The following is a 2,822-nucleotide window of genomic DNA, read 5'->3' on the forward strand; positions in this document are numbered from 1 at the left end:
GGCACGCCGTCACCCCCAAAGGGGCTCCGACCGCTTGTAGGCGTATGGTTTCAGGGTCTTTTTCACTCCCTTGTTCAGGGTTCTTTTCACCTTTCCCTCACGGTACTGGTTCACTATCGGTCTCTCAGGAGTATTTAGTCTTGGCGGATGGTCCCGCCGGATTCACACAGGGTTTCACGTGCCCCGCGCTACTCAGGATACCACTATCTTTAACGTTCCTTGCCTGTACCGGGCTATCACCGTCTACGGCCCCTCTTTCCAAAGGGTTCCAGTTCGTCACGCAAAGAATCCCGTGGTCCTACAACCCCAACATTGCCGGAACAACATTGGTTTGGACTAATCCGATTTCGCTCGCCACTACTCTCGGAATCACTTTTGTTTTCTCTTCCTCCGCCTACTTAGATGTTTCAGTTCAGCGGGTTCGCCCACCTTGCGGTGTGACTGGCCTTCAACCAGCCGGGTTGCCCCATTCGGACACCCACGGATCAATGCTCATGTGCAGCTCCCCGTGGATTTTCGCAGCTTATCGCGTCCTTCGTCGCCTCTGAGAGCCCAGGCATCCCCCATACGCCCTTCTTTTGCTTGTCGCATTATGTGCAAAAGCACAAATGCCCTCTCGTAATCCTTATATATTCTATTCTACTTCGTGTTTCTTCTTTTGACTTCGCCATGATGGTATAACCATCACGCTCCGTCCCAATATGTCAATGAACTTGTGGCGAATCGCCACCGATGTTTAACGATCAGCGGACAATCTTTGCCGTGGTGGAGAATATCGGAGTCGAACCGATGACCTCCTGCGTGCAAGGCAGGCGCTCTAGCCAGCTGAGCTAATTCCCCATTTCAGTCAGCAGTTATCAGTTAACAGTTAACAGTTTTGATAACGTGCTCACCATTACGTGATAATCACTCAACCTCTAAAATTTCCTTCAGTATTCCTTAATGAACTTTTCAAAACTTTAAACTTTCAAACTTAAAACTTTGAACTTGCAGCTTCGCCGCTTTCGTAGTCTCAGGCAGACTCGAACTGCCGACCTCTACATTATCAGTGTAGCGCTCTAACCAGCTGAGCTATGAGACTGTCTTGGCCAAAATTGCCTATATCACAAAAAACATATCATAAACGACAGCACAAAGATCTTAAAGGACCACCTCGTGCGGGACCCGTAACTTCCGGGCATCTCTTTCTCTAGAAAGGAGGTGTTCCAGCCGCACCTTCCGGTACGGCTACCTTGTTACGACTTAGCCCTAGTTACCGATTTTGCCCTAGGCCGCTCCTCTCGGTGACGGACTTCAGGCACTCCCGGCTTCCATGGCTTGACGGGCGGTGTGTACAAGGCCCGGGAACGTATTCACCGGATCATGGCTGATATCCGATTACTAGCGATTCCAGCTTCACGGGGTCGAGTTGCAGACCCCGATCCGAACTGTGACCGGTTTTATAGATCCGCGCCCCCTTGCGGGGTGGCTTCCCTCTGTACCGGCCATTGTAGCACGTGTGTGGCCCAGGACGTAAGGGCCGTGATGATTTGACGTCGTCCCCACCTTCCTCACGGTTTGCACCGGCAGTCCCGTTAGAGTCCCCATCTTGACATGCTGGCAACTAACGGTAGGGGTTGCGCTCGTTATAGGACTTAACCTGACACCTCACGGCACGAGCTGACGACAACCATGCAGCACCTTGCAGGCAGTCCGAAGAAAAAGCTATCTCTAGCTTATGCAGCCTGCATTTAAGCCCTGGTAAGGTTCCTCGCGTATCATCGAATTAAACCACATGCTCCACCGCTTGTGCGGGCCCCCGTCAATTCCTTTGAGTTTCATTCTTGCGAACGTACTCCCCAGGTGGGATACTTATCACTTTCGCTTGGCCACGGAGACCGAAGTCCCCACAGCTAGTATCCATCGTTTACGGCGTGGACTACCGGGGTATCTAATCCCGTTCGCTACCCACGCTTTCGTCCATCAGCGTCAGTACATGGTTGGTCACCTGCCTTCGCGATCGGTGTTCTATGTGATATCTATGCATTTCACCGCTACACCACATGTTCCGGCAACCCCACCATGACTCAAGACCGCCAGTATCAAAGGCAATTCTACGGTTGAGCCGCAGACTTTCACCCCTGACTTAACGGCCCGCCTACGGACCCTTTAAACCCAATGATTCCGGATAACGCTCGGACCCTCCGTATTACCGCGGCTGCTGGCACGGAGTTAGCCGGTCCTTATTCTTACGGTACCGTCAGCACCCTACACGTAGGGTGGTTTCTTCCCGTATAAAAGCAGTTTACAACCCATAGGGCAGTCATCCTGCACGCGGCATGGCTGGATCAGTCTCCCGACCATTGTCCAATATTCCTCACTGCTGCCTCCCGTAGGAGTCTGGTCCGTGTCTCAGTACCAGTGTGGGGGATCCCCCTCTCAGGGCCCCTAACCATCGCTGCCATGGTGAGCCGTTACCTCACCATCTAACTAATGGTACGCATGGCCATCCCTGTCCGATAAATCTTTAACCAAAATATCATGCGATATATTGGTACCATGGGGCATTAATCCAAGTTTCCCTGGGCTATTCCCCTGACAGGGGCAGGTTCCATACGCGTTCCGCACCCGTGCGCCGGTCGCCGGCGGAAAAGCAAGCTTTTCCCCGCTGCCCCTCGACTTGCATGTGTTAGGCCTGCCGCTAGCGTTCATCCTGAGCCAGGATCAAACTCTTCATTGTATTTCCTTGAATGTCTGTCCGACACCCGGAAACCAGAGTCCCCGCATCAAAATGGTTCTTAATTCTCTTTACGCTGTCGTTACAATATGTATATGAACTTCTT

General features: G+C 52.2%; 2 tRNA genes and 2 rRNA genes (1 of these 4 cut by a window edge). All 4 read right to left on the bottom strand.

Going from position 1 to position 2,822, the window contains the following annotated elements:
• Nucleotides 1-588: ribosomal RNA gene (locus tag F8C76_RS17685) — 23S ribosomal RNA — on the bottom strand (it extends 2,228 nt beyond the left edge of the window).
• Nucleotides 589-763: 175 nt separating this feature from the next.
• Nucleotides 764-840: transfer RNA gene (locus F8C76_RS17690), tRNA-Ala, on the bottom strand.
• 167 nt (nucleotides 841-1,007) lie between these two features.
• Nucleotides 1,008-1,081 (bottom strand) — tRNA-Ile (locus F8C76_RS17695).
• 112 nt (nucleotides 1,082-1,193) lie between these two features.
• A 16S ribosomal RNA gene (locus F8C76_RS17700) occupies nucleotides 1,194-2,719 on the bottom strand.
• Together the 16S and 23S rRNA genes with 2 tRNA genes alongside form the textbook arrangement of a ribosomal RNA operon.
• Nucleotides 2,720-2,822 lie beyond the last annotated feature (103 nt).

The organism is Flagellimonas olearia, from assembly GCF_009184425.1.
Taxonomy (GTDB): Bacteria; Bacteroidota; Bacteroidia; order Flavobacteriales; family Flavobacteriaceae; genus Flagellimonas; species Flagellimonas olearia.